This window comes from Candidatus Methylacidiphilum fumarolicum (assembly GCF_949774925.1).
In the GTDB taxonomy this organism is placed as follows: domain Bacteria; phylum Verrucomicrobiota; class Verrucomicrobiia; order Methylacidiphilales; family Methylacidiphilaceae; genus Methylacidiphilum; species Methylacidiphilum fumarolicum.
Map to the genome: position 1 here is coordinate 2103467 of NZ_OX458932.1, position 24164 is coordinate 2127630.

Sequence of the window (24164 nt, forward strand, 5' to 3'; positions counted from 1 at the left end):
ATTTATAAAAGACGTTTAGCAACGACTCTTTGGGAAAGAAGCAAAGGAGAACTAGTGAATATCTGCCACTGGGAGCTTTCTAGATGTAATGCCTGAATGAACTCTTGATCACAAAAACCCGCTTGAACCGCACGGCAAACTACTGGATAAGCCGCTCGAACCAATCCAATTTTATGAAAAACCCAAAGTTCAAACCTCTGGAAATAAGAGCGGTAAGGCTCCGAAAATACTAAGAGAAATGCATTGCTATTTTGTATTTTTTCGCTAATCCTCTGTATTTTCGATTCATCAAAAGCATAAAAGAACCAATTGGCTATAATAAAAGAGTATCTGTCCCAAACTTCGAATTCGAGAATATCCGTTTGAACCCATTTCCAAGGAAGTGGCCATTTTATAGGACGAGGCGTGCTATCAATTCCAGTAATGTCGATCTTTTCCCGAAGCGATTTATCAGAATAAAGAAATCTACCTAAATATCCATCCGAATCACCTAATAAAAGACCAGAAGAAAATTGGTGAATATGTTTTTTTAAAACTCTTGCAAACCAATGATAAGTCCTCATGGTCAAGTGCAGCCGTGAGAGCTCATTTGCTTTTTGAGAAGCAATTTGTAGCTGTCTTGATTGAATTGGTGAATTTTCAGTAATGAGGATCCTTCCCATTGTTATTTTTTTTTACATTTCTTGTGAAATAAACTTATTTTTAAAAGGGAAACAAAAAGAAAAAACTTACTTTTGTTCATCGCCCTTTTTCCACGCAAGTGTGTTTACACTATGAACATCAATAAACAACCTACCACTTCGTACCGGTGGGAAACTTTTTCCCACATGGCAGACATCGGCATTAGGGGCTTTGGCAATAGTCCAGAAGAAGCTCTGATCGCCGTATCTCTGGCACTGATTTCCGTCATAACCGATCCCCAAAAAGTCAGTCCCACAAGCTCTGTCAGTATAATCTGTCAGGACGATAGTTATGACTTACTCCTCTACGATTGGTTAAATTGTCTGATATTTAAAATGGCTACAGAAAATATGCTTTTTTCAGCATTCGAAGTGGAATTACACTTACCATTTTTACGAGGAACCGCTTGGGGAGAAACCGTAGATAGAGAAAAACACAATCCGGCAGTGGAAGTCAAAGGAGCAACTTTTACAGAGCTTTTTTTTGGGCAGAATGGTAATCAATGGATAGCGCAATGTATAGTAGACGTATAAGGAGCTGGTGATCCTTTCTATCCTCTCGAAATGGTTTGAACAGTTCCATAAAAACGGCACTTTCTTGCGCAGTAATGTATAGCTTGAACCTGTCGCACAAGATGGTTAGCATTCAAAAGTCCCCCTGAGTTCCTGGGGGTTTCTGCCCAAACGCTGCGACGATGGGAATGTGAGCAATTCTTCTGTATGTTCGAAGTTACCAATAACACACCACAGATGCCAATTGGGCAGTTAGAAGTCGCCTTCAAGAACTTTTGGGCAGGACGTGCAAAGTCCCCGAAGTACCGCAAGAAAGGTGGGCATGACTGTTTTAGCCTGACCAACGACCAATTTTCCCTTGACGGGTGCCACATCCGCATACCCAACCTGGGTTAGGTAGGGAGGTGAGAGTCGTAGCGTTTCACTGCCAAGATCCTGTCTGCTACCGTCTTTCGGAGGTGGACCGGTGGATTTTCAGCATTTCTCTTGATACTGACGCTATCGCCCTGCGTCCCACCGACAGCCAAGGCGCGATTGGGGAGGATTTAGGGGTATCGGCCATGGCACCCTCTCCAGGAAAGAAAAGGCCATCGGTTCCAATCCACCCAAGGCCTTAATCAAGCGATTGCAGCGACCGCCTTAGAGTCTCTCGCTCAAGCACCAAGCCACCAAGAGAAAGATCAGGTGGGCGGGCAATGCTCTGGTTCCCAAAGGAACACGGTTGCCCGTATCGGAGAATGCGAAAAAGACAAGAGCCAAGGGGGTCTAGGCTCCACACCCGCATCGCTAATATCCGGCAGGACGCCTGGCATAAGCTCACCTCCAACCTCACCTGACATTTTCATCCCATTATCACTCAATACTGGAATGGGCGTGGGAGGCTGAAAAGCTATCCCCTAGCCCGGTCCATTGCCGACAGGAGTATTTTCGAATTTTAGCGATAATTAGAATACTAGGCGGAATAGAGTGGGGGTTTGCCGGTGGACTTGCCCGGACTGTGGAAGCCTTTAGGACCGGGACGTGAATGCGGCCAAGTCTCTACTGGCGTATGGCTTGGCAGGACTAAGCGACTCTACGGCGTGTTTCGCTTGATCTGAAACTTGGGGTGAGGAAGGCACCAGCCATCATCGCAAGAGGGGGGAGAGAACGGCTTCGTAAAAGCAGGAAATTAGCTTTGTTTCGGCTGACGAGCTGAAAAAAGCGAGTCTGACGGAACGGATGGGAATTTTGTAAGCCCCTTCTATAATTGCAATTTCCTTGAATGAGGATTTTATTTCTAAAAGGAGGGGTAGTTATGGAAATGTCCTTGCTTGAAAAAATTTCAGAGAGCTGTTGGCAGATTCCTGCTCATGGGACAATGAGGGTTCCAGTGATTATTTATGGATCTGAAAAAATAATCCAACAAATGGATCAAAAAGTTGCCGAACAGGCTTCCAACGTTGCCTCTTTACCTGGAATTGTTAAAGCATCTTTTGTAATGCCTGATGCTCATTGGGGATATGGATTTCCGATAGGAGGCGTTGCAGCTTTCGATCCCGATCAAGATGGAGTGATATCGGCAGGAGGCGTTGGATTTGATATCTCCTGTGGAGTCAGAACCCTTTTAACAGGATTGCAAGAAAAAGACATCGAGCCAATCAAAAATAAACTTGCCGATCTTCTATTCAAAGAAATTCCAGCAGGAGTGGGGAGTCATGGAAAGATTCACTTGGATAAGAACGAAATGGATAAGATGCTTGTCGGTGGTGCAAAATGGGCTATAGAACAAGGCTATGGAAAAGAGGAGGATCTTCAGAGAATTGAAGAAGGGGGATGTATGCCTGGAGCTGATCCTCAAGCCGTTTCCAATCTTGCAAAAGAACGGCAAGCAAAAGAAATGGGCACGTTGGGATCAGGGAACCATTATGCGGAGGTACAAGTTGTTGGCAAAATTTTTGATGAGGCAATAGCCAAACTACTTTCCATCCATGAAGGAGATATCGTAGTGAGTATTCATTGTGGATCAAGAGGCTTAGGACATCAAATTGGGACGGATTATTTAAAGGAGATGGTAGTTTGTGCGCAAAAACTCAAGATTGAATTACCCGAAAGAGAACTCGCCTGTGCTCCGATCCAATCGGATCTTGGGAAGAGGTATCTTGGAGCGATGCGAGCAGGAATTAATTGTGCGTTGGCTAACAGGCAGATCCTCACGCATTTGATTAGAAAAGTATTTTCCTATTTCTTTCCAAATATTTTCATGCCTCTGCTCTATGATGTCTCTCACAATACCTGCAAAGTCGAGGAGCATTCGATTAATGGAGGCTCAAAAAAACTTTTTGTGCATCGAAAAGGAGCCACTCGTGCTTTTGGTCCAGGACACCACGAAATTCCTGAAGATCTGAAAGAGGCTGGTCAACCAGTCCTTATAGGTGGCAGCATGGGTACCCATTCCTATATCTTGGTTGGTACAACTCAAAGCGAACGGCTTGCTTTTTCTTCTGCAGTACATGGAGCTGGGAGAGCCATGAGCAGATCTAAGGCTTTGAAAGAGTGGAAAGGCAAAGAGATCATTAAAAGCCTTGAAGCAAAAGGCATTCTGATTCGAGCTGTTTCAGAGCGCGGTGTTGCTGAAGAAGCCCCCTTAGCCTATAAGGATGTCAGTGATGTCGTAGAAGCGGCACATAAAGCAGAGCTTGCAAAACTGATCGCCAGACTCGATCCCTTAATTTGTATCAAAGGCTGATTGCATCCACACTACAGATTGTTCTATTCAAGTCATCTTTGGTTAGCAAAAGAGTTTAAGACTAATACTTCTGGATGAGGGAAACCTATTCCGCTGTCATTTTCCTTCCCGACAGTCATTAGCCTTAGGAAAGATTATCTTATACCCAAAATAGGGTAAGAGAGAGGCAAACAATTTATCACTAACTATTATCTACCTTCTCTTCTCCTCTGGCTGAGTAGGAGGACTCGTCTGTTCATAACGAGGGAAAAGTAGAAATATTCCAAAAAATAAAGAATGATTTTTTTGCTTGGAAAAACCATATTACACATAAATTCAACACAATGAAATGGTCTTGGAGGATTGGTTCTATTTTTGGCATTCAAATTTACGTTCATTTCACTTTCTTCCTTCTTCTTAGTTGGATTGCTGTAGTTTATTATTCAGAAAGGGGAAGTCTGGAAGATGCCCTTTTGGGTATTCTTTTTACTCTGGCTCTTTTTTTTGTCATTGTGCTTCATGAATTAGGACATGCGACTGCGGCCCGGTTTTTTAAAATTTCTACAAAAGATATTACGCTATTACCCATTGGCGGTGTAGCCAGGCTTGAAAAAATACCAGAAGATCCCATTCAAGAGCTGATCGTTGCCATAGCTGGACCTGCCGTCAATATCATTCTAGCACTATTCCTATACCTCATTATGGTCATAGTTGGAATTCCCATCGATGCTAAACAGCCAGACATGATCCATGGCAACATCCTGGCTCAATTTTTTTGGACGAATATCATTTTAGCTGGATTTAATCTCATACCTGCTTTCCCAATGGATGGCGGCAGAATTTTACGTGGGCTTTTAGGAATTAAGATGGATTTTCTGCACGCTACCCGAATAGCCGCTTCGGTTGGTCAAACGATTGCTTTGGCTTTTGGATTTATTGGACTTTTTACCAATCCTTTTCTTATTCTAATTGCTCTATTCGTATGGTTTGGAGCTTCTCAAGAAGCAAACTTAGCTCAGGTCAAATTTACTCTTAGTAAAACCACTATCAGCCATCTTATGCTCCGGGAATTCCACGTTCTTTCACCTACAGACACTTTAGCAAAGGCTATCGAAATCACTCTCGCTACCCAACAGCATGATTTCCCCGTCGTGGAGAACAACAAACTGGTTGGGATGCTCTACAGGGCAGATCTGCTCATGGGCTTGATGCAAAAGGGCCAGGATGCTTTCGTAGAGGAAGTCATGACCAGAGAGTTTGTAGTCGTTGAATCTTCTGATAAAGCCGAAGAGGTGTTCTCCAAACTCCAATCTATTCCCTATGCCACCATTCCCGTGACAGAGAAAGGAGAACTTGTCGGGTTGTTGACTAAGGAAAACATCGCTGAATTTTTGATGTTTCATACGGCTATGACAGAACGAAAAACCAGATCCTTTTTTGAGACATAAAAGAAGCATGCGCTATACTAGATCTGAAAGAAGCTTTTATGATAGAAAGCCTTTCCCTAACAAGTCCATTCATGTCCCTTCTTGCTTTAAAAATTGTCTTGAATGAACCATGAAAGACAAACAAGCCTTAATTCTTACAGTCAATAGCGGCTCAACAAGCATTAAAATAAGTATTTTTGATTCGGAAACTGAATCTCTTGTTCTGCATGGAACAATAGAAAGAATCGGAATAACAAATAGCCTTTTCCAATTCAGAAATAGAGAGGGAGAAATACTTGCTGAAGAGCTTCTCCAATTGAAAGACCATGATGAAGCAATAGCCAAGCTCTTTTCCTTTCTCAAAAAGCATAGGCTAGAATCGTCTCTTTTGGCTGTGGGACATAGAATAGTGCATGGTGGACAACTTTTCCAGGAGCCCCGACTCGTTACATCTGAAATGTTGGAAAACTTAAAAGAACTTATCCCTCTTGCCCCAGATCATTTGCCAAGCCAAATTTTGGCCATAGAATCATTTCGCAAACACATTCCACAGACTAAGAATATCTGCTGTTTTGATACAGCCTTTCACAAAACAATCCCCCATTATGCCCGCCACTATGCCCTTCCAAAGTCCTTAAGAAACATGGGGATTGTTCGATATGGATTTCACGGCCTTTCTTGTGAGTACGTCATGGAGGAGCTACAGGAAAAAGAAAAAGAAAAAGCTTGGGGCAAAATCATTATCGCCCATCTTGGAGGAGGAGCCAGTCTGACGGCTGTCTATAACGGCCAAAGCATTGATACAACCATGGGATTTTCTCCTCTTTCTGGTTTAATCATGGGAACTCGATGTGGAGATCTCGATCCTGGAGCCGTTCTCTATTTGATAAAGGAAAAAGGGTTTAGAGCAACAGAACTTTATGAGTTGTTAAACAAGCAATCCGGATTGCTTGGCTTAAGCGGGAAAAGTCCAAATATGAAGGATCTTCTTGAAGATTCAACGAAAGAAGCCAAAGAGGCGGTAGATACCTTTGTCTATCAAGCAAAGAAATTTTTGGGGGCATTCATTACTATCCTCAATGGATTGGATATTCTTGTATTTACAGGGGGGATTGGAGAAAATTCTGCTCAGATCCGAGAAAAAATATGTAAAAATCTGGATTTTTGGGCCATCCAGCTTGATCCCATAAAAAACCAAGCCCATAACGAAATTATTTCGACAGAAAAGTCTACGGCTAAAATTCGAATCGTAAAAACCAACGAAGAGTTGATCATCGCAAGAAGAACCCGCCAACTATTAAGGCAAGGAACTTTAACATTATGAATTTTTTTTATTTTTTACCAAAAACTTTCTTGTTTCCTTGGATTTTCTTTTATTCTATCAATCATTAAGCTTTAAAAGCTATTTTTTGTAGGGACCCATTGAATGATCGAGCTAGAGCAGAGACAATTTACTTGCAGCTTCATAAACAATCATAGGTCCGCTGCTTAAATGCAGGAACATTAAAACACATTGGATCGATGAGAAAGCTTCAAAGTCTAACAATAAGAAGACCAAACAGTTTCATGAATAGCCTATCTATTTGTTGAATAACACAGCCAGAGAATAGCCCTGTGAAAAACATTGTCTTTTTTTTGTTTTTTGCTTTTTTATCCAGTTTTTCCTATTCTTTCCCTTCTGAAGATTCTCTTCCAGAAGTCTTATCCGATTCCTTGCCTCCTTCCGCCATTTTTGATCTGAGAATAGGCTCACTATCCGAAACGAAATTTCGTGGGGAAGTAGAAGCCTTATTCGATTCGATTCAATGGATAACGCCTAAGGAAATCAAAAACGTCTTGCTTTTTATTGAACCGTATTTTTGGTCTGCTCTTTTGAAAAAAGAACCTGCTCCAAACACCTTCTTATTGCTTGACGAGCCTTTCGGTTTTGCTGGCGGAAACGGTACCTGGAAGACGATAAATCCAAACAAAGACAACTTTCTTCTTTTCCGTTTTGGAAAATGGATCCTATGGCTTGAAGGAAATGGAAACAATGGAAAACGACAGCATACCACACTCATAGCCACAGAAATAAAAGATACTGGTGATCCTAGCCCCATTTATTTCCATTATTTTCAAGGACAATACCCAAAAATTAAAAGCATTGTTCCTTTTAGATACGTTGATCCAGAGGAGAACAAAAGTGTGGATTGCATAGGGATCTCATCGGAAGACCAGGACAAAGGAACAATCATCGAAGCTTTCGAGCTTGAAAGTCAAGAAAGGATCCTCCGGTTAGAGGAAAATGAACTGACGGAAAGTTCTCCCGATTGGGAATGGTTGCTAACCTCTGATTTTGATTTCATGCCCATTAGATTGTTAGATCCCAAGGATCCTTCTAGTCCTGATACTCCCTTAGCCGTTACTATAAGACCTGAGAAAGCAAATAATCTATTGAACAGTTCGCTTTCTAGCCTACTCCATAAAAAAGGAGAAGTGATTCTTTTTGATAGAAAGGAAAATTCAACCAAGATAAAAGATACCGAAGGGGCAAGCTTCCCGCGACTTAGCCCCGATGGGACCGTTGGATGGATCCAAAAAAACCACCTAGTTCTCTATCGCTATGGTCGGGTTTTTCAATACTTTCCATTTGAAGGAAATTTTTCTTTGAATTGGTGCTTCAGTAATCATGGCAAAGAAATTTGTCTTTATTCCAGGAAACCCTCAAAACGAATCTATCGCCTCCTGTTAGCCTCCAATTTATTTCTCTATTGGCTACCAGAATTAGAATTAAATACACAACTACCTTTCTCCTTTGAAGAAATCTTCTCTAAATATGATGTCCATTCCGGAATGCTTCTTGAAAGAATAGTGTCAAGGATAGGCTCTCCAACGGATTCTATACCCCCCCCTTCTTGGGTCAAAGCCCTGAAGGCGTTAAACCAATTTTATTTTGAATGAAATATTTTGAATGAAATATTCAAAGAGAATGAATCTAGCATTCTTGAATCTTAGCCAATAGATGCTAGATTATATAAGTGGAGTCCATAGAATCCTATAGGAAGGATTTTCCTATCCTTTCTCTAAAAATTAATGATTATCCGCTTATTTATTTTGACAACGCAGCCACTTCTCAAAAGCCGCTCTGCGTGATCGAAGCTTTATCTAATTTTTTTTTATCAACCAATGCGAATGTTCACAGAGGACTCCATGAATTAAGTAGTCGAGCTACGGAACTTTTAGAGGCATCCCGAGCCACCATCGCGCGGTTTATCAATGCCAGAAGTCAGGATGAGATTGTATTTACAAGAGGAACTACAGAATCGATTAATCTGGTTGCTGCCTCATTAGGTTCCCTTTTTAAAGCCGGAGATGGTATCCTCTTAACCGAAATGGAGCATCATTCGAACCTGATACCATGGCAACAGCTAGCTAAAAAAAATGGATTACGCCTGTTCTTCCTTCCAATCGATGGGAGAGAAGGAAATCTTCTGTGGACTTCACTAGAAGAGTTTCTCATTAAAAATCGGATAGTTATTTTCTCTTTTACTCATGTATCAAATACATTGGGTGTTATTAATCCAGTCGAATCTCTCTGTGCAATTGCTAGAAAATTAGGGGTCATTACTCTTGTTGATGCGGCTCAAAGCGCTGGCCATAGGCCACTTGACGTGCAAAAAATAGGCTGTGATTTTCTTGCCTTTTCTGGTCATAAAATGTGTGGACCTACTGGTATTGGAGTCTTGTATGGAAGGAAGGAGCTACTCGAAAAGATGCCTCCCTTTCAATATGGAGGGAACATGGTTTTGGATACGGATTTCTTCGAAAGCCGATGGAAAGAACCTCCTCACAAATTTGAAGCTGGGACGCTACCGATAGCCGAAGCAATTTGTTTAAAGACAGCCATTGATTATCTTTGTCAAATAGGGCTAGAAAAAATCGCTCTTCATGATGAACAAATTGCTAGCTACGCCTACAACCAAATCTCCTCTCTACCCTGTATCATTCCTTTAGGCCCTACAAAAAAGAGAGCTGGAATTGTGACCTTTGCGGTTAAAGGATTGCATCCTCACGACTTTATTACCTATTGTGACCGTTATGGTGTGGCGTTGCGCGGCGGCCATCATTGCAATAAACCATTGCTGTCAAAATTGGGAATCAATTCAGCCATTCGTGCTAGTTTTTATTTTTATAACACTAAATCGGAAGTCGATCGATTCATTGAGATTATCGATAAATGTCTTCGATTCTTTAAATTAATCGGCTAACAAATAGGAATTGTTATGGATTTAGAAGATCTTTATCAAGAGATCCTATTGGACCATTCCCGTTATCCACGCAACTTTGGGAAACCAGAAGGCCAATACTTAGAAGCCGAAGGAACTAATCCAAGTTGCGGGGATACTATTCAACTTTTCATAAGCATCAATGATTCCAATCAGATTATTGAACGCGTTCAGTTCCTTGGCAGAGGTTGTGCAATCTCCATAGCTTCAGCTTCTTTAATGACTGAAATTGTTCAATCCAAAAAAGTAGAAGAGGTTATAGGTATAAAAAATACATTACAGCTCTTCTTAACGAGCAAAGAAACAGTCGATGATTCGGTGCTTGGGGAATTATCCTGTCTAAAAGGTGTTAGGCATTTTCCTGCTAGAGTTAAATGCGCTCTGCTCCCATGGCATGCGTTAGCCAAAGTTATCCAGTAGGCCCTTATACTTTGAAGGCCAGTCTCTAGGAGAGAATAGTGGGAACAGCCATGAAATGTGTGTTAATTCCCTCAAAGATCCAATCGGGTGATATGCCATAATGTTAGAGGAAAGGTCTTTTCCAAAAATGGGAGGAATTATTGGGGAAGATATCGAATAAGAAGGGCTGAATAAACTGTTTCTGTAGTGCCCTGGCCTATTTTTGTTACATAGAGGGTATCGCCTACATACTGCCTTTCTTTAACAAGAACAATCAGTGCATCTGCATGTCTTTGTTTTGCTAATTTGACTAAACCTCGAAGAGTGGATCCCTTTTCAAAGGGCCCATTACCTCTTTTTTCTGAAAGGGTCCCATAAACCTTATATGGTCGATTAGGTCTGCCTTGCATCCAAACATCCATGCCATCGATACGGTGCTTTCTCCCAGATCCCATCCCCAACCGATAGATATACCCTTCTTCTGGAAGATACTCTGAAGAAACACAGCCAAGAGAAAAAAAAAGAAAAAAAACCAACAAAAAGCAAAGTTGATTTCTCATTGTTTTAATTATTAATTACTTCAGCAACGATCTGAAAGGAAATCCTGGTTGTTTTAGGTTTTTGATTAAAAATGGGTTCCATTCCTTTTGTGTGGAGCCCTATAGTAGAAGCCACTGATGCAAAGCATATGATTTTTTCAGAACCTTCATTATCATTTGCCACTTTCAACGAAGATAGTCTTTCTTTTAGGGAAAAATTTTTACATTGGCTTACCGAACATTTAAAATGGATTCCTCTAGAAAAATATTGTGAGGAGGGATGGCCCTCTGAACAGATTCAACTGATTATAGAACGATGTCATTTCCGTCCCAGTTCTATCGAAGTAGAATTTACAGCACTTTTTGATGAGTGCATTTCTTCTTGTTGCCATCTTGGCGCAGAAATAGAAGAAAGTGGATTTTATTCAATCCCAAGAAGAGGATCTTTTCTTTGTTTTATAGACCGAAAAAATGGCACCTTCACCATCCAATCATTGGAACAATAATACTATCGGGATCCAAGGGAAGAAAAAAGAAATGACCTTTTCTCCTACCAAGTGGTTGAACCATCCCTTGTTAAGACAACAACACAAGCGGTTAATAAAAGGAGGAAATTGGAGCATCGAATGCTTACCCACTTCCGCGCAATCCTTTTTTCTTGCCTCCTTTATAGCCAACTCTCATTTGCCCACTTTGGTCATAGCAGAAAGCATTAAAAAGGTCAATGAATTGGCCATTGGATTGGAATGTTGGGGAAGCCCTTACATAGTCTTTCCTGAAATTGAACCTGTGTCGATGGAAAGCTTACCTGATCCATTGTTGATGGCCGAAAGGCTAAGAGCAGCATATAGTCTGCTCAATTTTTTTTCCGGGGCTATCCTGACCACAGAGTTAGCTTTAGAAGAGCCTCTACCCTCTCCTAGTTTATTGCAAGAAAAGCGTTTTAGGATTGTTCCTGGGAAAACGACTGACAGATTTGCTCTGATCGAGCGGCTCATTGAAGCTGGTTATGAAAGAGTTGATACGGTAGACAACCGAGGCCAATTAGCTGTCCGAGGATCGATTGTAGACTTTTTTTCTTGGGATGGCGTCTTTCCTTTGAGAACGGAATGGGAAGGCAATCAAATCATCTCGCTAAGACAATTCCATCCTATTACACAACGCTCTTTTAAGCCCCTTGAAGAAGCTTTTCTTTCTCTTATCAATGCTGAGGACATTAGCAAGGGAAAAGCATCGCTTTACGATTACTTGCCCAAAATGACCACCATATTTTGGTCAAAGGCACCGGAAGTTGCGATGCCAGACATAGATATCCATTTCGAAAGCCATATTTTACTGGATGCCCCCAAAGGTGATTGGTTCCATCAAGAAAGACGATGGGAATTATTTCTATCTCAACTCACTCAATGGATTGAAAAAAAATGGGAGATCGTCATTTTTGTTAACAATGAAGGGGAAGAAAGCCGATTAAAAGAAATTCTATCCAATCAGGGAATTGGTATCGAATCGATCTTTTTTTCAAAAAGCCCCCTTCTCAAAGGCTTTTCATGGCCCGCAGCGAAACTTGCCATCCTAACCGATGCAGAAATTTTTGGTAGGTACCAAAATCAGAAGATTTGCTTACGTAACCAAGAAACGAATGATGCCCTTGAAAAATACTTGACTGGGGAGATCTCCGAACAGTGGAAAGATGGAGATTATGTCGTGCATTTGCAGCATGGTATATGCCGGTTTAGAGGAATAAAGAGCATGGATGGAACAAACAGTGAAATGATCGAGCTTGAATTCGACCAAAAAGCTAAGCTCTTCGTTCCTATTGATCAAGCTTATCTGATTTCTCGGTATATTGGAGGAACCAAAAAACAGCCAAAACTCGATTCGTTAGGTGGCACAAGGTGGCTACGAGCAAAAATCGCTACAGAAAAAGCGGTATCGGATCTTGCCGAAAGAATGCTTAAAATTAATGCAGAAAGAGAAGTTCTTGAGGGGTTCTCTTTCCCCAAAGACGACCATTGGCAAAGAGAATTTGAAGAGTCTTTTATTTATGAAGAGACAGCCGATCAGCTCAAAGCAATAGAAGAAACAAAACGAGATATGGAAAGCAAACGGCCAATGGATAGGCTCATCTGCGGGGATGTTGGATTTGGCAAAACGGAAGTTGCCATTCGGGCAATCTTCAAAGCTGTCATGGGAGGCAAACAAGCTGCGCTGCTGGCGCCTACTACTGTTCTTGCAAAACAACATTTTCAAACGCTTTCTGAACGTTTTGCTGATTATCCCATTCAGACCGCTTTGCTCTGTCGATTGATAAAAAATAGTGAAGAAAAAGAAATACTTGCAGGGCTTAAAAACGGATCCATTGACGTGGTGATTGGAACGCACAGACTGCTTTCTGCTGACGTCGCATTTAAAGATCTTGGATTAATCGTCATTGACGAAGAACAACGCTTTGGCGTGCTCCAAAAAGAAAAATGGAAAGATACATTTCGACTCATTGATGTTCTCAGTCTTTCGGCAACACCAATCCCACGAACGCTTTATTTAGCATTGGCTGGAGCCAGAGATATGAGTTTAATCGAAACTCCTCCCCCCAATCGTTATCCTATCGAGACGATTGTGAGCGCCTATGACGAACGAATAATACGGCAAGCAATTGAGAGAGAATTAAATAGAGGAGGACAGGTGTATTTTCTTCATAATCGAATACGAACCATTGAAAAAGTAGCCTCAAGGATAAAATCGCTTTTGCCCTCTGTAAAAATTGCCATAGGCCATGGAAGGATGAAAAAAAGCGAGCTAGAAGAAGTAATGGAAAGTTTTGTGAACGGACAGATCGATGTGCTGCTTGCCACAAGCATCATAGAAAACGGCTTGGATATTCCCAATGCTAACACCATCATCATTGACCGAGCCGATCTTTTTGGTCTTGCCGACCTCTATCAGTTGAGAGGAAGAGTGGGGCGATCTAATCAAAAAGCCTACGCTTATCTGTTACTCCCAAGGGATTTATTCATTCAAGCCGACGCCAAGAAAAGAATTAAAGCCATGCAAGAACATTCTCAACTAGGTGTGGGCTTCCAGATAGCCTTAAGAGATCTAGAAATACGAGGCGCAGGCAATCTTTTAGGCACCTCTCAAAGTGGTCATATCGCCTCTGTTGGATTTGAACTCTACTGCAAACTACTCAAAAAAGCAGTCCAAAGACTTCAGGGTAAAGAAATCGATACTTTAACTGATTGTAAGGTCTCTTTAGATTTTTTACTTCCCGAGCCAGGAGGCGGCAGGCATGCCTTAGCTTTTATTCCATTTACCTATATGGAAAGGAGGGAAGAGAGGCTACAAGCTTACAGACAGCTAGCTGAAGCACTCAGCATAGGGGAGCTAGAAGAAATCAAAAAAGGCTGGAAAGACCGGTTTGGTGCGTGGCCTGAACCTGTAGAAAACCTTTTTTCGATTACTGAAATCCGACTCATTGGAGCTGCCAAAGGCATAGAACGAATCGAATCGGACCAGGATAAATTAAAACTAATGAGGCATAGGGAGTATTTGTTTACAGCGCAAGGTAAATTCCCACGCTTGATCGAATCTGATACAAAGACTAAAATAATGCAGATTAAGAAATGGTTAGAAGTCTTCTAATTGTTTTCCTTTGTTTCTTTTGCTTCTTACAAAGTTTGTTTTCACAAACTGCTAACGATGGCATTGCAGCTATTGTAAACGATAAAGTGATCACTTTTTCTCAAGTCAGAAAACAGGTAGAACCCAATGAAGCCGTCTTAAGGGAAACCTATCAAGGGCCTGAACTGGTTGATCGGATCAAAGAAGCTCGGTTAAGTGCCTTGCGAGCCCTAATTGACAGAGAATTAATCATTCAGGATTTTAAAAGCAAGAAATATGCGATCCCCGATTCGTTCATTGAATCCCGGATCAGAGACATTATCCGAACTCAATTTGATGGAGATAGAATTGCTTTTATTCGGACGCTCCAAGCCAATGGGGTAAGCGAAGAACAGTATAAGCAACAGATCCTCGAACAGATCATTGTCCAGGCCATGAGAATGAAAAATGTATCTGAACCGGTGATTATTTCTCCTTATCAAATTGAAAAGTATTATCATGATCACATAAGCCAATTTTTCGATCCTCCCCAAGTAAAATTACGAATCATTTTTCTGCAGAAAACTTCTTTTAAAGAGAAACGTGCTACCGTTGACGGTCAGATAGAAGAATATGATCCTGCCAAAGAGACAGCCACAGAACTGTTAAGCAAACTGCAATTGGGTGCTGATTTTGCTGAATTAGCTAGAACTTATTCCGAAGGACCTAAAAGAATGGATGGTGGGGATCTGGGATGGGTAACCAAAGATAGCCTTCGACCCGAAATAGCGGAAGCAGCCTTCTCCATGTATCCAGGACAAACAAGTGGTGTGATAGAAACCGTTGACGGCTATTATATTATAAGGCTTGAGGATAAGCGGAAAGGAAAGCTTAAGCCCCTATCAGAGTTGAGGAGTCAGATTGAAGGCCTATTGATTCAAGAACAAAGACAAAAACTGCAACAACAATGGTTAAATAATTTAAAGGCAAAAGCCTTTATAAAAATGTTCTAAAACTCATTCTACTCATTCCAATGCATGTACCAACTATTGGCATCACTCTAGGAGAACCAGCCGGAATTGGTCCTGAAATCGTTTCAAAGGCTCTTCAGTGTAATAAAATCTCCAAACGTTTTGACTATAGAATTATCGGTCCAAAAACAAAATTTGAGCCTGGGAAGTTATCCCCTTCCTCTGCTGAAGCCGCATGGCAAGCTTTGGAGGAAGCTTTCAAACTTTGGGAAAAAAAAGAAATCCAAGCCATTGTCACCTCCCCTGTTCATAAAGGGAACCTTTTCCAAATTGGCTTTCCTTATCCAGGACAAACTGAATTTTTTGCTTCCAAGTTAGGTGTTCCCAAAGAGAAGGTGATCATGGCTATGTCCAGTCCAAAGCTCCATCTTTCTCTGCTCTCCACGCATCTAAGTCTCCAAGAAGCCATCCAAGCCATAACGAAGGATAAAATTAAGCTTGCAGCAGTCCTTTTGCTTGAATTCTTAAAAAAATTAAAGTCAAAATCATCCCTGAAAATTGCTATCGCAGGACTAAATCCTCATTCGGGAGAAATGGGACATTTTGGAAAAGAAGAACACGAATCCTATGAACCAGCCATCGAGGAACTCAAAAGAAGTGGTTTGCTTGTAGAAGGTCCCCTTTCTCCTGATTCTGTCTTTAAAGAAGCTTTACAAGGAAAATACGACGGTGTTGTGGCCTCTTACCATGATCAAGGATTGATTCCATTCAAAATTGTATCCTTTTATTCTGGAGTTAATGTCACACTGGGATTGCCATTAATTCGCACTTCCCCTGATCATGGTGTTGCCATCGATATTGCAGGAAAAAACAAAGCTGATCCAAGAAGCCTGATTGCAGCTATTAAACTAGCATGCAAACTCGTTTCTAAAGAAAACAGAAAGTAAAGGACTTTTTATTTATTTATTTATGAGGCAACCGATAAGTTATCGGTGAATCACTCTACATTTCATAATATATTTTCTGTTGATTAAGTATTATTACAATGAATGTTTCCGATTTAAGAGGCATACTCGCTTACATCCCTCAATTTAGAGAAAAGGTTTTTGTCATAGCCATTGATGGAGCCATTGCGGCCAGCGAAAATTTTCCTAATTTAGTGCTCGATCTAGCCGTATTAAGAAGTGTTGCCATAAAAGTCGTGTTAGTCCATGGGATCGCTCATCAGTTAAAGCAGCTTTCTCTGCTTTTACATACCGACTTATCTGATACCACAGGAATTGGTATTACCGATCAAAAGACTCATGAATTAAGCCTTATAGCTTCTTCCAAAGTAACTTTTCAAATACTAGAAGCTCTTTCAGCATCTGATCTCAGGGCCTGTGCCACAAATGCCATCATCGCCCATCCTTTTGGAATTGTCAGCGGCATAGATTATCAACTTACAGGCCGTATTAACAAAATTGACGTACCATTCATCGAGTATTTATTACAAAAAAATATCATTCCAGTCATAGGACCCATCGGTTTCGATGGGGAAGGGAAAAGTTATCGGATTAATTCCGATGCCGTCGCTCAGTGTATGGCCGAATCCCTTCATGCAGAAAAGCTTATCTATCTTACTACCTACCCTGGCATCCTTGATAATGAGGGCAATCTTATAAGAGAATTAGATGTCCAAGCGGCCCAAGAATTTCATAAAAACTTTTCTAAATCACAGCCCGAGCAACTCAGATCCAAATTAGAACACGCTATTCACGCATGCAAAAACGGAGTCAACCGTGTGCATATTATTGATGGAAGAATGGATGAAGCTTTGCTTTCAGAGATATTTTCTAACACTGGCATAGGGACGATGATCTATGCCAATCAGTATGAATCGATCCGCCCAGCTCGTAAAAAAGATATCGGTGCGATTTTAAAACTTATCCAAGAACCGATCGAATCGGATGAAATTTTGCCTAGAAAAGCTGGGGATATAGCCAGAGATCTCCAATCGTATTATGTTTTTGAACTAGACAAACAGATTGTAGGATGCATGGCTGTCTATCCCTATCCCAAAACGTCTCAAGCCGAACTTGCCTGCCTTTCTGTAGCTAAGAGCCATGAAAATCAAGGCATTGGCAGAAAAATGATTCATTATGCTGAAAAACTTGCCTCGCAACAGGGATTCAAGCAGCTTTTTCTCCTGTCGACTAGGGCTTATGTTTATTTTATGCAAAAAGGGGGATTTAAAGAAGCCGATCCCTCGATTCTCCCTTTGGAAAGAAAAATAAAATACGAAAAAAACGGTAGAAATTCAAAAGTGCTTTATAAGTCTCTTCAATAAATGCTCTCCCTCAACAACTATGAGTAGATCGACTTAGAGATTGTGGTTTCTTTTTTTTAAAAAAAGTTTTCTTGAATGCTCCAAAAAGAGAGGGCAGGCTTCCAAACAAACCAAAGGAATCGAAGCGTCTTCTTTGAGTTCTGAATACATTCCATGCCAGAGATTTTTTCTAAGGCATTTTACCCGACATAATGCTTCCACAGTCTCATCAGCTATGGAATCTGCTTCTTTTTCTATCACTTTATACATACCAATTTGTCTGCCAATGGTCTCTTGAAAAGAAACTGGACCGAATATCCTTGCTTTTAGACCAAACCAATGTGTCAGTGCAAAGGGATAGATTGCCTCAATGGCATAAAAAAGCCCTTGACAATCAACTGGCCCATATTTCCACCCACGAAGGATGCCCATCTCCGCTTTTAATGGTCTGTAGTACCCTTGCTCATCTTGGCGTAAATATAACTTCAAATCTAAAAGGGAGGGTAGGCAGACCAGGGAATCATTCCACTGATCCTTTCGGTTGTATATCCAGTACCCTTCAGCAATCTGAAGCTCTCCAATATACAATGGAGGAGGATTTTCAGAAAGCCACTTTTGCCACTTCTCCAAAAGATTCATCGAATGCTACAACCTGCTCAAGAATTACTTGCTCCATTCCCTCCATAGTCCCTACCGCTTTGGTATACCATACATAGCGGCCCTCCACATCCTGAGGATAGCTGATAGCAGAAGTTCTTAAACTTTTTTTTATCCCCATCAGCTTTGGAACATCCACATAGGAATGGTCTCCTTCAGAAATAAAAAAAGGAACAGTAAAGATATATTTTGATCTAACATACTCTTTCCAGCTGGAAATTCGAGGCTCCTCTTCAAGAAAAAAAACATGACATTCTTTAAAGATCCCTTTTTGCTGCAATATCTTCCAATGCAGATAGGTTGTTTCTTTGGAATGGACATTTTTTTTGGTTCCATGACTGACCAATAAAAGAGCACTTTCAGAAAGTATAGAACTAGCCATCTTAAAATCGATTGCCCGACCAATCGCCTCGATGATTAACTCTGAGACTCTAGGATTTTCACCAACAGCTCTACAATAACTCACCATCTTTTTCCCCATTCTAGTCACTGGTCCTTCGATTCCCATCTCAGAGGGGATGACTTTGGTTGTAAAAAAGCCGTGACTTAAAAAAAAAGGGACCACATAAATCAAAGAGGATGGAATAGATAAAAGAGTCTGATGAAAAGAAGGTTCTTCTTTCCAAAATGTTTCATAGACATTTTCAAATAATTTTTTATTGCGAATCTTCTCTGCATTAATATATACCGGCAGGGCTGCTTCAGAATTATATAAAGATCCATGTCCAGCCAGAACAAGGGATGCTTTTGACCAGTGGATGGCATGGGGAAAAGAGCTCATAGAATAACTCTAATTGATTTTTTTTCTATCGTTGACAAAAAAGATATTTTTTTCTTTAAGAAAATCTTTTTACTATTAAGAAGAAAAAGAAAAAAATAGACAAAAGGAGTTTCAAAATGATCGTTACGGCAGCGGAGTTATTTAAAGTTGCGTATGGTAAATTTGCAGTGGGCGCTTATAACATTAACAATATGGAACAAACCCATGGCCTCTTTCGTGGAGGGATTCAGTCTCAGTCCCCTTTTATTATACAGATCTCCAAAGGCGCTAGAAAATATGCAGACAAAAGAATGCTCGAAGCGATGATTAGGGCTGCTGAAGCTATTTATCCTGAAGCCGTATTTGTCGTACACTTAGATCATGGAGACGAAGAGACCTGTTATGATTGTATCGATTCAGGTTTTTATAGCTCAGTAATGATTGATGCTTCTCATGAACCATTTGAGAAGAATGTAGAAATTACGCGTCGGGTTGTGGAAAGGGCCCATGCCAAAGGAGTAAGTGTAGAAGCTGAATTAGGAATGCTAGGCGGGGTAGAAGAAGATGTTAAGGTAGAAGAAGGGCATGCCTGTCTGACTGATCCAGAGCAAGCAAAAGAATTTGTTCGATTGACTGGATGCGATTCTTTGGCTTGTGCTATCGGCACAAGTCATGGAGCCTATAAGTTTAAAGGCAAACAATCCATCCGCTTTGATGTTTTAGAAAAAATTCAAAAAAACCTTCCCGGATTTCCACTCGTTATGCATGGCAGCTCGAGTGTTCCGAAATCAGAAATCATGAGGATCAACGCGGCTGGAGGTAAATTAGATCCAAGCGCTTGCGGTGTGGATGATAATGAATATTTACCAGCGGCTAAACTTGGAGTCACCAAAATCAACATCGACACCGATGGCAGGCTTGTGTGGACAAGAGTGCATAGGGAGTATTTACGAGATCATCCTGAAGAATTCGATTTCCGAGGCCCAGGGAGAGTATTTATGACGGAGTATGCCAATTTCATTGCTAGTCGAAGTGAAAAATTGGGCTCTGCCAATACACTTTCTGAAGTCAGAAATTCGATCCTAGAGCTCAGAAAAAATAAAGCAGCTTAATAAATCAAAAGAGTTGTTTTGCTAAAACTTTTTTAAAAAAAGAATTTTTGACTTTTCTCTACAACTAAGGGAATCTTTATTTGTTGTTTTTTACTTCTGTTTCCAATTTTTGGTTTCAAAGTGAAAAACAAGGTGGTGGGTAAGTGTGCTAGCATTGTTGCTAGATGCCGATCTCCATTTTGAATTAATCCTTAAAGAAATGTTAGTTTTATGAATAGAACAAGACTCTATGTAGGTAATCTCCCTTTTCGAATTTCGGAAAACGATCTTCGAGAACTTTTTGAACAATATGGTCAAGTCAACGAAATCAATCTTATAGTTGATAAAATGACTGGGCAATCCAGAGGATTCGCTTTCGTAACAATGGAGACATCTCAAGCAGCTCAATCTGCTATTGATAGTCTTAATGGAACGAGTATCAGCGGCCGACAGATCGTTGTCAACGAAGCCAAACCTAGGGAAGAAAGACCTCATAGACATAGAGAAAATTCTGGAAGATCAAGAAGATGATAGCAATAGCTTCTTTTAAGATCTATTCCAGCAATTCTGAGTATTATTAAATCATTCTAAATCTTTATCAATATGGGCAAACTGCAATATTAGGTTTGCCCATATTATATTCTTTTGTTTTTTGCATTAATTGGTGACTTGTCGAGTCTAAGAAAAAAATTTATTTTATCACAAAAAAAAAGTTGAAAGTCGTTTTTTTTGGAGATGTTGTTGGTGAAACAGGAAGGGAAGTGTTAAGGGAGGCTATCCCAAAAATTAAATCTTTGTATCAACCCGATTTTATTATAGCCAATGGAGAGAATGCAGCTGGAGGTAACGGGATAACACCTAAAATCACCTATGAATTTTTAAGGCTTGGCATCGACGTCATTACTCTTGGGGATCATGCATGGGATCAAAAAGAGATAGTTTCTTTTATTCAAGATGAACCTAGATTGTTAAGGCCTATTAACTATCCTCCTGAAACCCCAGGAGAGGGTTACATTATTGTTAAAGGAAATGGGAAAAAATTGGCTGTTCTTTGTGCCATTGGCAGAACGTTTATGATCCCCCAGACAGACAATCCCTTTCTCATTAGTAAAAAAATCATTACTGAATTACATAAAGAAACTCCCTGTATTTTTGTCGATTTCCATGCTGAAGCTACTTCTGAAAAGATCGCTTTTGGCAGATTTCTGGATGGGTCTGTTTCTGCCGTAGTTGGTACCCATACCCATGTGCAAACAGCCGATGAAACCATTTTTCCTGGAGGTACTGCCTATATTACCGATGTGGGATTTTGTGGAGCGCATGATTCGGTGATTGGTAGAGAAATTGGTCCAATCATTTATAGGTATACAACCCTGTTACCAACAAAATTTGTGTTAGCAACGAATAACCCGAAGGCTAATGGGATATTTGTTGAAATCGAAGAGCAGAGTGGTAAGGCCCTAAAAATAGAAAGAATTCAACTTTCTTTTAATCTATCTTAATACTTAAGGTGTGTGTGGACACGCATTGTTCTATCCCTTCCCATCCCCAATTTTCTCATAACGTTGTTTTTAAATCATGATTTGTAGAGAAGAACCTATCGTATCCTTTTTATTGTATGGTCGCATGGAAGAGACTTTCTATAGTTTCATTCAAACATGATATAGGTATGCTTGGGATCTGTCCAAACCAGGGCATTCGCATTCCCACTTTTCCTATGGCTCTTAGGTTAATTTTACAGTTTATTTGTTCGCTTTTGTTTCTTTTCTTCCCCTATCAAGCCTTTTCTCATCCCGATGTCGACCTCTTAGTAAAAAATATCATCACAGAATCGGAAAAAATGGCCAAAGTCATTAAACTTAGTTCGTTTAAAGAAGAAGTGCATCTAGAAAAACTCAATAGTCAATGGTATCCTGAGACAACAAAGGATATCCATTTTTTCGTTGGTCCCGGAGGAGATCCTCTAAATTTGGATAAATTTTCTGAAAAAGAAAGAAAATTTGTTCATTCTGAAGCAAGGATAACACGGGAAGCTCTTGACACCCTTTTTTCTTTGCATGAGGCTATCCACCGATTTGATTTAAAGTTTGTCCGAGAAGAAACACCCAGTATGGGAGAGCCATTTTACATTATTGATTTTTCTCCCAAAAAGAATCTTCCCTATAGAACTCGCATGGAAAAAGTATGTAATTTCCTTTCAGGAAGACTTAAAATCCGTAAAAAAGATTTTTCCGTTAGCGAAGCAAAAGTCACTCTAACAGAGCCTGTAGATCTTTTCTGGTTTTTGGCACGGCTTGAAAAACTATCGTTTTATTATGCTTCAAAAAATCTTCCAGAAGGAAGTTTTCCTGAAACAATCGATTTTATTTATCACCTGGCTTTACCTCTAAAAAGTATTAAAGAACATGAAATGATTCGCATCTCAGAATATCATTTTGCTCATTCTGAGATTACAGCAAAACCTAATATTGAAACAGTAAAAAAGGACGGATTATGAACATTACAGGATTAATTCTGCTTGGCTTGACCGCTGGCTTTGCAAGCGGTTGTTTTGGAGTTGGAGGAGGAATCGTTATCGTTCCTGCACTCATTCTCTTCTTTGGTATCCCCTACCATGTAGCTGTTGGCACCTCCCTAGCAGTCATCATTCCTATTGCGCTAGCGGGAAGTATTTTTAACGGTTGGCTGCAGAAAATTGACTGGTCTATTGTTTGGGTTATTCTCATTTTCGGAGTCATAGGAGCCCTTATAGGAGTATGGTCTATTCAGAAAATACCAGCTAATATAGCTAAAAAAATATTTTCTTTTTTTCTTCTTTACTCTGCCTATCGTCTTTGGATCGGATCTCCCATAAAGAGTTAATAGGATGAGTAGGAGGGCACAAGCTAACTCCAAGAAGAAAATTCAACTGGCAATATTTTTCTTTTTGTCGATTACTTAGGAAAATGCGTATTCTTTTTTAAGAGAAATTAAAGCTATGCATATCGATTATATTCAGTCTATTTTTGCCCAAAGAATTGGAGGAGCTTCCTTTGGTGAAAGCACTCAGATATATAAATTTGAAAAAATCAAAAGAGCCAAACGATTGGCTCAAGCAAATAACCCTACCATCGAATTACTCGATTTTGGCGTAGGTGAACCTGATGAGCCTGCCACCAAGGAAACTGTAAAGATCCTAGCCGAAGAGGCAGCAAAAGCCGAAAATCGCTTTTATGCGGACAATGGAGGCCAACGGCTGAAAGAAGCAGCGGCTCGATACATGCAAAGAGTATGTGGGGTAACCGTTGATCCTCAAACTGAGATCATCCACTCCATAGGCATAAAAGCAGCATTATCCATTCTTCCTGCTGCCCTTATCAATCCAGGAGATTATGTGCTGATGACGGTTCCGGGATATCCTGTATTTGGCACACATGCCCAATATTACGGGGGCCAAGTCTTTAATCTAGCATTACGCAAAGAAAATCATTTCTTACCAGATCTAGAGACTGTGCCTAAAGAAATCCTTTCTAAGGCCAAGGTCTTAGTCCTAAACTATCCTAACAATCCTACTGGAGCTGTTGCGACAAGGGAATTCTTTGAAGATGTGGTGAGATTTGCAATAAAAAACAGGCTGGTTGTGATTCATGATTTTGCCTACGCTGGTTTGGTTTTTGAAGGCAAACCGCTAAGCTTTCTCTCTGTACCGGGAGCTAAAGAGGTGGGCATTGAACTTCATTCCGCAAGTAAAAATTTCAATATGACTGGTTGGCGTTGCGGGTTTGTTGTAGGCAATCCAAAACTCGTTAAGGCGTATGGATATGTCAAGGATCATACCGATTCAGGTCAATTTCTAGCTATCCAAAATGCTTATGCTTACTGTCTGGATCATAGTGAAATCACCGAAAGGATAGCACAGAAATATTCGCGTAGAATGGATCTTATGGTAGAAACTCTTGGCAGCCTAGGTTTTAAAGCTGAAAAGCCAAAGGCCTCCTTCTTTCTTTATACAGAAGCTCCCAAAGGAGTTAGATACCATTCCAAAGAAATCTGGTTTCAGACCGCTGAGGATCTCACAGAATGGCTTATTCAGGAAAAACTTATTTCCACCGTTCCTTGGGATGATGCAGGTCCATTCTTAAGATGGAGCGTTACCTATCCAGCTCAAAGCCCAGAAGTAGAAAAAGAAATAATGGCAAAGTTAAAGGATAGACTTTCTGACTGTTCCTGGGAATGGTCGTAGGTCTCTATAGGATAACACAAACTTTTTTTCG

The 24164-nt window shown here is 40.5% G+C and carries 23 protein-coding genes; 19 read left to right on the plus strand and 4 right to left on the minus strand.

Translation table 11 applies throughout. The features are described from left to right. Positions 1 to 2: 2 nt before the first annotated feature. Positions 3 to 662 carry a hypothetical protein gene (locus QOL44_RS09580; RefSeq protein WP_009059531.1) on the minus strand — a complete coding sequence of 220 codons (660 nt, stop codon included), beginning with the start codon at positions 660 to 662 and terminating at the stop codon, positions 3 to 5. Positions 663 to 773: 111 nt separating this feature from the next. Between QOL44_RS09580 and QOL44_RS09585 the strand changes: the two genes are divergently transcribed. The 8 genes from QOL44_RS09585 to sufU all read left to right on the plus strand — a co-directional run bounded on the left by QOL44_RS09585 (position 774) and on the right by sufU (position 10009). Next, positions 774 to 1214: an archease gene (locus tag QOL44_RS09585; RefSeq protein WP_009059533.1), complete on the plus strand. Its 441-nt coding sequence runs from the start codon at positions 774 to 776 to the stop codon at positions 1212 to 1214. Between the two features lie 344 nt (positions 1215 to 1558). Further along, positions 1559 to 1810, plus strand: a complete 252-nt coding sequence (locus QOL44_RS09590; protein WP_009059537.1) for a hypothetical protein — start codon at positions 1559 to 1561, stop codon at positions 1808 to 1810. A gap of 677 nt (positions 1811 to 2487) precedes the next feature. Then, the gene (locus tag QOL44_RS09595) at positions 2488 to 3918 is read left to right on the plus strand and encodes an RtcB family protein (RefSeq protein ID WP_009059540.1); all 1431 of its coding nucleotides are present in this window, start codon (positions 2488 to 2490) and stop codon (positions 3916 to 3918) included. Positions 3919 to 4241: 323 nt separating this feature from the next. After that, positions 4242 to 5345 (plus strand): site-2 protease family protein, encoded by a 1104-nt coding sequence (locus QOL44_RS09600; protein WP_009059542.1) that lies wholly within the window; start codon positions 4242 to 4244, stop codon positions 5343 to 5345. A gap of 109 nt (positions 5346 to 5454) precedes the next feature. Beyond that, positions 5455 to 6648: an acetate/propionate family kinase gene (locus QOL44_RS09605; protein WP_009059544.1), complete on the plus strand. Its 1194-nt coding sequence runs from the start codon at positions 5455 to 5457 to the stop codon at positions 6646 to 6648. Between the two features lie 290 nt (positions 6649 to 6938). Further along, entirely contained in the window at positions 6939 to 8264 is a 1326-nt protein-coding gene (locus tag QOL44_RS09610; protein ID WP_009059546.1) for a hypothetical protein, read from the plus strand. Between the two features lie 77 nt (positions 8265 to 8341). Then, a complete protein-coding gene (locus QOL44_RS09615; RefSeq protein ID WP_009059547.1) occupies positions 8342 to 9571 on the plus strand; it encodes an aminotransferase class V-fold PLP-dependent enzyme in 1230 nt (409 codons plus the stop codon). Between the two features lie 15 nt (positions 9572 to 9586). Beyond that, a complete protein-coding gene (gene sufU / locus QOL44_RS09620) occupies positions 9587 to 10009 on the plus strand; it encodes a Fe-S cluster assembly sulfur transfer protein SufU (RefSeq protein ID WP_009059548.1) in 423 nt (140 codons plus the stop codon). A 137-nt stretch (positions 10010 to 10146) separates the two neighbouring features. On the opposite strand, the gene QOL44_RS09625 is transcribed toward sufU, so the two are convergent. Continuing rightward, a complete protein-coding gene (locus QOL44_RS09625; RefSeq protein WP_009059550.1) occupies positions 10147 to 10548 on the minus strand; it encodes a hypothetical protein in 402 nt (133 codons plus the stop codon). A gap of 128 nt (positions 10549 to 10676) precedes the next feature. Between QOL44_RS09625 and QOL44_RS09630 the strand changes: the two genes are divergently transcribed. The 5 genes from QOL44_RS09630 to argA all read left to right on the plus strand — a co-directional run bounded on the left by QOL44_RS09630 (position 10677) and on the right by argA (position 17424). Next, entirely contained in the window at positions 10677 to 11033 is a 357-nt protein-coding gene (locus QOL44_RS09630; RefSeq protein WP_208526785.1) for a hypothetical protein, read from the plus strand. Continuing rightward, positions 10999 to 14166, plus strand: a complete 3168-nt coding sequence (gene mfd / locus QOL44_RS09635) for a transcription-repair coupling factor (RefSeq protein ID WP_009059554.1) — start codon at positions 10999 to 11001, stop codon at positions 14164 to 14166. Before QOL44_RS09630 ends, mfd begins: the two co-directional genes overlap by 35 nt. After that, a complete protein-coding gene (locus QOL44_RS09640; RefSeq protein WP_009059555.1) occupies positions 14148 to 15137 on the plus strand; it encodes a peptidylprolyl isomerase in 990 nt (329 codons plus the stop codon). Before mfd ends, QOL44_RS09640 begins: the two co-directional genes overlap by 19 nt. Positions 15138 to 15157: 20 nt before the next feature. Beyond that, complete coding sequence (pdxA, locus tag QOL44_RS09645) at positions 15158 to 16042, plus strand: 4-hydroxythreonine-4-phosphate dehydrogenase PdxA (protein WP_009059556.1); 885 nt, start codon at positions 15158 to 15160, stop codon at positions 16040 to 16042. A 98-nt stretch (positions 16043 to 16140) separates the two neighbouring features. Next, positions 16141 to 17424, plus strand: a complete 1284-nt coding sequence (argA, locus tag QOL44_RS09650; protein WP_009059557.1) for an amino-acid N-acetyltransferase — start codon at positions 16141 to 16143, stop codon at positions 17422 to 17424. 33 nt (positions 17425 to 17457) lie between these two features. Here argA and QOL44_RS09655 read toward each other — a convergent pair whose 3' ends face one another. Together QOL44_RS09655 and QOL44_RS09660 are read right to left on the minus strand one after the other, a co-directional pair. Then, positions 17458 to 18042, minus strand: coding sequence for a DR2241 family protein (locus QOL44_RS09655; RefSeq protein WP_009059558.1), 585 nt, complete (start codon positions 18040 to 18042; stop codon positions 17458 to 17460). Continuing rightward, complete coding sequence (locus QOL44_RS09660; RefSeq protein ID WP_009059559.1) at positions 18005 to 18841, minus strand: CbiX/SirB N-terminal domain-containing protein; 837 nt, start codon at positions 18839 to 18841, stop codon at positions 18005 to 18007. Before QOL44_RS09660 ends, QOL44_RS09655 begins: the two co-directional genes overlap by 38 nt. A 116-nt stretch (positions 18842 to 18957) precedes the next feature. Between QOL44_RS09660 and QOL44_RS09665 the strand changes: the two genes are divergently transcribed. The 6 genes from QOL44_RS09665 to QOL44_RS09690 all read left to right on the plus strand — a co-directional run bounded on the left by QOL44_RS09665 (position 18958) and on the right by QOL44_RS09690 (position 24133). Then, the gene (locus QOL44_RS09665; RefSeq protein ID WP_009059561.1) at positions 18958 to 19932 is read left to right on the plus strand and encodes a class II fructose-bisphosphate aldolase; all 975 of its coding nucleotides are present in this window, start codon (positions 18958 to 18960) and stop codon (positions 19930 to 19932) included. A 210-nt stretch (positions 19933 to 20142) separates the two neighbouring features. After that, the gene (locus tag QOL44_RS09670; RefSeq protein ID WP_009059563.1) at positions 20143 to 20442 is read left to right on the plus strand and encodes an RNA recognition motif domain-containing protein; all 300 of its coding nucleotides are present in this window, start codon (positions 20143 to 20145) and stop codon (positions 20440 to 20442) included. Positions 20443 to 20624: 182 nt separating this feature from the next. Next, complete coding sequence (locus QOL44_RS09675; RefSeq protein ID WP_009059565.1) at positions 20625 to 21413, plus strand: TIGR00282 family metallophosphoesterase; 789 nt, start codon at positions 20625 to 20627, stop codon at positions 21411 to 21413. 167 nt (positions 21414 to 21580) lie between these two features. Then, positions 21581 to 22408, plus strand: a complete 828-nt coding sequence (locus tag QOL44_RS09680) for a hypothetical protein (protein WP_228343223.1) — start codon at positions 21581 to 21583, stop codon at positions 22406 to 22408. Then, entirely contained in the window at positions 22405 to 22773 is a 369-nt protein-coding gene (locus tag QOL44_RS09685; protein WP_009059569.1) for a sulfite exporter TauE/SafE family protein, read from the plus strand. The genes QOL44_RS09680 and QOL44_RS09685 overlap by 4 nt, the downstream gene beginning before the upstream one ends. Positions 22774 to 22888: 115 nt before the next feature. Beyond that, entirely contained in the window at positions 22889 to 24133 is a 1245-nt protein-coding gene (locus QOL44_RS09690; protein WP_009059571.1) for an LL-diaminopimelate aminotransferase, read from the plus strand. The last annotated feature ends 31 nt before the right edge of the window (positions 24134 to 24164 follow it).